The sequence below is a fragment of the Glycomyces lechevalierae genome, assembly GCF_027622945.1.
In the GTDB taxonomy this organism is placed as follows: Bacteria; Actinomycetota; Actinomycetes; order Mycobacteriales; family Micromonosporaceae; genus Glycomyces; species Glycomyces rutgersensis.
Genome location: NZ_JAPZVQ010000010.1, coordinates 194,580 through 201,259, shown reverse-complemented (window position 1 = coordinate 201,259; position 6,680 = coordinate 194,580). Strand labels below are relative to the sequence as shown.

Below are 6,680 nucleotides of genomic sequence, written 5' to 3'. Positions count from 1 at the left end.
GGCGGGGCCCCCGCCACATTCCGGGTCACTGACTGACCCCCGATCGCGGTCGGGCCCGCGATGCGGGCCCGACCGCCTGCCCTTCACTGAAAGGATCGTCCCTTGAAAAGCCAAGTCGCGGTACCGCGGCGCTCGCGCCTGGCGGCGTTGACCGTCGCCCTCGCCACGGGATTGGGGGCGATCGCCGCCCCTCCTCAAGTCGCCCAAGCCGCGAACTACGAGGACCTCATCACCGGCAATGTCGTAACGATCAACGAGACCGTCTCGGACGCCGGGTTCGTCCACCCCGGCGTCGGCCTCACGGCCGAAGACCTGCGCACCGCGCAGGAGATGGTCCGCACCGGCCAGGAACCGTGGGCCTCCTACTTCGAGGCCATGGCGGACACCGGGTTCGCCGCGACCGGCTACCGGGCCTCGAACTCGAAGTCGGCCACCGAGCCCGACAAGGCGCTCACCCGCGACTACAACCAGGGCGGCCTGCGCTCGCGCCAGCGCAACGACTCCTTCGGTTCGCTGACCCAGGCGCTCATGTGGGTCATGACCGGCGACGAGGTGTACCGGCGCAACGCGATCCAATCGTTGCGTGTCTGGGCGGACATGAACCCCGACGGGTACGCGTACTTCCCTGACGCGCACATCCACACCGGGCACCCGCTGTACCAGCACCTCATGGCCGCCGAGATCATCCGCGCGACCGAGCCGCTCGCCGACGACACGCCCGGGACCTACAACGGTTACGACGTCGTGTGGAGCGAGACCGACGATGCGAACCTGCTGGGCAACTATGCGAACCCGGTCGTGGAGGTCTTCAACTTCTCTAACAAGAAGTGGATGAACCAGCACAACTTCGGGTTGTTCGGGCGCATCGCGACCGCGATCTACGCTGACGACGCCGAGGGTTACGCCAAGGGCGTCGAGTGGACCACGGTGAACTCGACCTACGACGGCTACGACAACGGCGCGATCGCGCCGCAGATCCCGCTCATCGAGGCTGACGACCCGGCGAACCCCTACGGGTACGACTTCGTGCAGGTGCGGGAGATGGGCCGCGACCAGGCCCACGGCGAGTGCAACATCGACAACTTCACCGGCCTGGCCCGGATGCTCGAAGTCCAGGGCACCAAGGTCGATCCGGAGGCCGGGACGGTCTCGACCGACTCGAACGCGGTGAGCGCTTATGACTTCCTCGACCAGCGCATTCTCCAAGGCGCGAACCAGTTCTTCGGGTTCATGCTGGGCTCGCGGATCCCCTGGGTCGACGAGCGCGGCGAAGGCTGGAACGGCAGTGTCTCCGAGGCCTACCGGGGCCGGTTGTTCAACCCGGTCAACGAGCTGTACTACGAGTACAAGTACGAGCGCGGGGTCGATGTGGAGTCCGAGGCGCCGTGGGTGGCCGAGCTGTCGAACCGGATGGACGGCCCGTACTTCTACGGGGGGACCACGGTCGCGAATTTCTGGGCCGCCGGTGACAAGAACCCCGAGTACTGGGTCGCCTTCCCCGAAGAGCTGGCCGGTACTGCGCCGAAGCCGCTGGCCGAGAACGCGGCGCTGACCTTCGAGAAGGCCGGGCTGCTGCTCGATGACGGCACCGAGTTCGTGACCGAGGACGGCGAGACCTTCGCCCGCGCTTCGCTCTCCGACGCCGGTACGACCAGCGTCCTCAGCCGCGTGATGTGGGGCGGGCAGACCTTGCTGGGCCTGAAGTACCGCAGTGACGGTCCGGCGAGTCTGGAAGTGCTGCAGAAGGAGGATCCGTCGGGGATCAACCCGGACGAGTACGACTTCGATCCGATCGTGCCGTCGATGGAGATGCCGGACACGGGCGGCGAGTGGCGGTATCTGGCCTACCCCGCGGGCGGCCAGAACGTCCAGTTCTACCGCCTCAAGGGCGCCGAAGGCACCACCGTCGACATGCACAGCGTGATCCTCACCGGCGCCACCGACCTGACCGCGCCGCAGTTCGCGCAAGCCGACGACCGGTTCTACTTCACCGAGCGGAACGAGAAGTCGATCGACCTGTCCGCCGGCGACACCGGCGGGAACGTGGCCTACAGGGCCGCCGGACTGCCCGAAGGAGCGTCGCTCGACGCCGCGACCGGCGAACTGACCTGGAAACCCGCCAAGGGGCAGTCCGGTCGGTACGAGGTCCAGATCATCGCCGACGACGGCCAGACGGTCGCCGCCCGCACCTTCGAACTCGTGGCCTCCAAGAACCGCGAGAACACCATCGAAGCCGTCCTCGCAGACGGCACCCAGAGCTTCGCGGTCTACACCACGGTCACGCACGAGCCGTTCCTCGCGGCGCTCCACGAGGCCAAGAACGTGCCCGAGGACGCCCCCCAGGAGGAGTTCGAGGCCGCGCTCACCGAACTACTCGCCGCCGTCGAAGCGCTGCGGCTGCTCAATCCGCACTTGGAGGACGGCACGCTCGACTTCAGTGGCGGCGTGGTCACTCCTACGGTCATCACGCCCGCGGCCGTCGACACCATCGCCGCACCCGAGAGCAGCGGCGGCGGCCTGCCGAACCTGCTCGTGGGCTCGTTCGTGCTCGACTTCGGACCCCAGTACCGGGTCGCGGCGGACTCCTTCAGCTTCCTGGCCGGCTTCAACTTCGGGAACCGGATGGAGGGCACCAATGTGTACGGCTCGAACGACGGCGTCACCTGGGACCTCCTGACCGAACGCGACACCGAGAACACGAACGAATGGGACACCATCGGCGTCGTCGCAGAGCACAAGGGGCAGCAATACCGGTACCTGAAGCTCCAGGTCGACAACCCCGGTATCGCGACCGACCCGGCCTATCCGGGCCTGTGGGGCTTCACCCGGCTCCGCATCGACGGCGTCCGCTCCGAAGTCAAGGGCGACATCGACACGGTGTCCGTGTCGTCGTCTGACGCGCTCTCCAGCCGCGTCACCGAGGGCGACAATGTCCAGGTCGCGTTCTCCAGCCCCAAGGCGATCTCGGACGTGAGCGTCTCGGTCGGCGGCCAGGAGCTGGCCGCGACGAGTGAAGACGGCCTGTCGTGGACCGCGACCGGCACCCTCGGCGAGCTCGCCGGCGGCGAACGGCTCGATGTCGTCATCGACCACACCACCGCCAAAGGCCAGATCGCCGAGACGATCCACGGTTCGACCGACGGCACTTATCTGTACGGTGCCGACGAGTCGAACCTCATCGACATGTCGATTCCGGCAGTGGTAAACGCGAGCGGCGAGACCGACGCGACCAAGGCCGCACAAGCGGCGCAGATGCTGGACGCCAAAGCCACCACGCAGAGCAGCGTGGCGGCCGTGGACGGGCAGTTCCACCTCGTCTGGGACTTCGGAGAGGGCTCGACCTACCGCCTCGACCGGATCGACTATCTTGCCGCTCAGAACAACAACGGCATGATCCGCATGCCCGACCTGGTATTCCAGGGCTCCGACGACCTCGAGCACTGGACGACCATCGCCGAGCAGCCGTTCAAGACCATGGCGTGGCAGAACCTCGACGCAACCGATACCGGAAGCTACCGCTACCTGCGCGTCAGCAACAGCACCTACATCGACATCGCCGAACTGCGAGTCTTCGGGTCGCTTGACCTCGACATCGAACCGATTCTGGAGCGCGCCGACGCGGTCGACCTGAGCCAGTACACCCGGGAGTCCCGGATCCTTTTCCCCCGTGAGGTCGCCGCGATCCGCGCCGCCCTCACCGAGGAAGGCGCCGACGAGACCGCGCTCGCGCTGCGGCTTCTCGATGCCTGGGACCTCTTGGACCCCTTGCTGACTGAGGCGCCCGCGACCATCGACCAGTCCTGGGTCGCCGCGAGCACTGCGACCGCCGACGGCGCGACCAGCGCTGCGGCCAACGGCTGGCGCATGTTCGACGGGAACACCGCCACCTACACGGACACGACCACGAAGTCCTGCACCAACACCGTGCTCCCGAGCGACGGCACCGCGTTCGCGATCGAGGCGGTCAAGTACCACCCGCGCATCGGCGCGGTCTCCCGGGCGACCGGGATGCTCATCCAAGGCTCAAACGACGGCGGCACCACCTGGACCACGTTCGCGAACACCGGAACCCCGGTCGCGGGATGGAACACGATCACCCTGACCGAGCCCGTCTCCTATGAGGCTGTTCGGATCAGCGGCGGCGGCGGGTACTGCAACGTGGCCGAACTCCAGTTCATCGTCAAAGTCATCGACAAGACCGGTCTCGAGGTCCTCCTTGACGACGCGGCGGCCCTGTCCGAAGGGGACTGGACCGCCGAATCCTGGACCGCAATGGTGAGCGCCCGCGACGCCGCCCAAACCGCCGCCGACGACAAGGGCGCAACGCAAGAGGAGGTGGACACCGCCGCCGGCGCACTCGCCGAGGCGGTCACCGCACTCGTCGAATCCTGACCCACCCGGTAATGAGGGCCCGAGCGCCGCCGCGCTCGGGCCCGTTCCCAGTCGTCGAAGGCGACGACGTTCTTCACCGCCGTCCGGCCGTACTCGTGTACTGCCTGTCTGCGTACTTACCCGCCTGCCTATGTATCGCAACGTTCCCGGTGCTCCGGTTCGCTGAAACAGCGTCGGCCGCACCGCGATGTGAAAAGGAAGCATTCATGACCACGTTCGAGACCACCGACGACGCCGTGATCTGGCGCGGCGACGGGGAGACCCTTGTCGTCCAGGCCTGGGGGCGGAACTCGCTTCGGGTGCGCGGCAATCCGGCTGGGGACGTGCTCGACACCGACTTTGCTCTCCTGGAACCGGAATCGGTCCCGGTCGCCATCACTGTGGAGGGCGAGACCGCGACCCTCACCAACGGCGCGATCACGGCGGTACTGCGCGCCTGGGGCGGCCTGGACCATCAGACCGGTTACCACGTCTTCCAGTGCACAGTGGAGTTCCTCGACGCCGACGGCCGTACCGTGCTCAAGGAAACCGGCGGCGCCCTCAAATACAAGGCCCGCCACTTCCGGCCGCTGGCCGGGGCTTCGCACCACCTGCGCGCCGCGTTCGAATCCGCCGCGGACGAGAAGCTCTGGGGCATGGGCCAATACCAGCAGACCGTCGCCGACATCAAGGGCAACATCTTCGAGCTGGCCCACCGGAACTCGCAAGTCAGTGTTCCGTTCGTGGTCTCCAGCGCCGGGTACGGGTTCCTTTGGCACAACCCCGCTATCGGAACGGCCGCGTTCGGCGCCAACCGGACCGAGTGGATCGCCGAGTCCACCCAGCAGCTCGACTACTGGATCACGGTAGGGGACACTCCGGCGCAGATCAGCGCCGCCTACGCCGATGCGACCGGCCACGCCCCCATGATGCCCGAATACGGGCTCGGGTACTGGCAGTGCAAGCTCAGGTACTGGAACCAGGAGCAGCTCCTGGAAGTCGCGCGAGAGCACAAACGGCGCGGCCTCCCCATGGACGTGATCGTCGCCGACTACTTCCACTGGCCCAAGATGGGCGACTTCCGCTTCGAGGAGGAGTTCTGGCCGGACCCGGCCGCGATGGTCGCCGAGCTCAAGGAGATGGGCATCGAGCTCATGGTCTCGATCTGGCCGCAGATCTCGACCGCATCGGAGAACTTCCAGGCGTTCAAGAAGGACAACCTGCTCGTGCGCACCGAGCACGGCACGGCGCTCCAGATGGGGTTCCTCGGCCCGAGCATGTTCCTCGACGCAACCAACCCGCGCGCCCGCGAAGCCGCCTGGGACGTCATCCGCCGCAACTACCACGACCTCGGCGTCAAGATCTTCTGGCTGGACGAGGCCGAGCCCGAGTTCGGCGTCTACGACTTCGGCAACTACCGCTACCACGCGGGAACGGTCCTCGAGGTCGGCAACGTCTACCCCCAGGCGTTCTCCCGCATGTTCTACGAGGGCCAGCGCGGAGCCGGCCAGGAGGAGGTCGTGAACCTGGTCCGGTGCGCCTGGGCCGGGAGCCAGCGCTACGGGGCCCTGGTCTGGTCGGGTGACATCCATTCGACCTATGAGGACTTCCGGCACCAGATCACCGCCGGGATCCACATGGGCGTTGCGGGCATCCCGTGGTTCACCACCGACATCGGCGGCTTCCACGGCGGGAAGACCGAAGACCCCGACTTCCACGACCTCCTCGTGCGCTGGTTCCAGTTCGCCGCGTTCTGCCCGGTCATGCGCATGCACGGTGCCCGCCATCCCGGCCACAAGATCTTCGCTGCGGACGGCTCCGAGCGCTGCGACACCGGCGGTCCGAACGAGCTGTGGAGCTTCGGCGAGGAGGTGTACGAGATCCTCTCCCGCTACGTGCACTTCCGCGAGGCCTTGCGCCCCTATACGCGTCGGCTCATGACCGAGGCCAGCGAATCGGGCCAGCCGGTCATGCGCGGCATGTTCCACGAATTCCCCGACGACGCGGCCTGCTGGGAGCTGACCGACCAGTACATGTTCGGCCCGGACCTCCTGGTCGCCCCGGTGGTCCAGCCTCACGCCACCGAACGCCGCGTCTACCTCCCGGTCGGCGCGGCCTGGACCGACTTCCACACTGGCGTGAAACATGAAGGGGGCCAGTGGATCACGGCAGCCGCCCCGATCGAACGCATCCCCGTCTTCACCAGGAACGGCGCTCTCTCCGAGTTCATCGGAGTCATCTGAACCATCATCTGGCCCCGCTCCTCCCCCGGAGGGCGGGGCCGTTGTATTTCCGGCTCCGCCCTCGGC

Annotated in this window: 2 protein-coding genes; both read left to right on the top strand. The window is 67.1% G+C overall.

Annotated features, from left to right (window positions below):
* Positions 1-102 precede the first annotated feature (102 nt).
* Positions 103-4,392 (top strand): putative Ig domain-containing protein, encoded by a 4,290-nt coding sequence (locus O2L01_RS16895; protein ID WP_270123156.1) that lies wholly within the window; start codon positions 103-105, stop codon positions 4,390-4,392.
* 206 nt (positions 4,393-4,598) lie between these two features.
* Positions 4,599-6,614, top strand: a complete 2,016-nt coding sequence (locus tag O2L01_RS16890; protein WP_270123155.1) for a glycoside hydrolase family 31 protein — start codon at positions 4,599-4,601, stop codon at positions 6,612-6,614.
* The last annotated feature ends 66 nt before the right edge of the window (positions 6,615-6,680 follow it).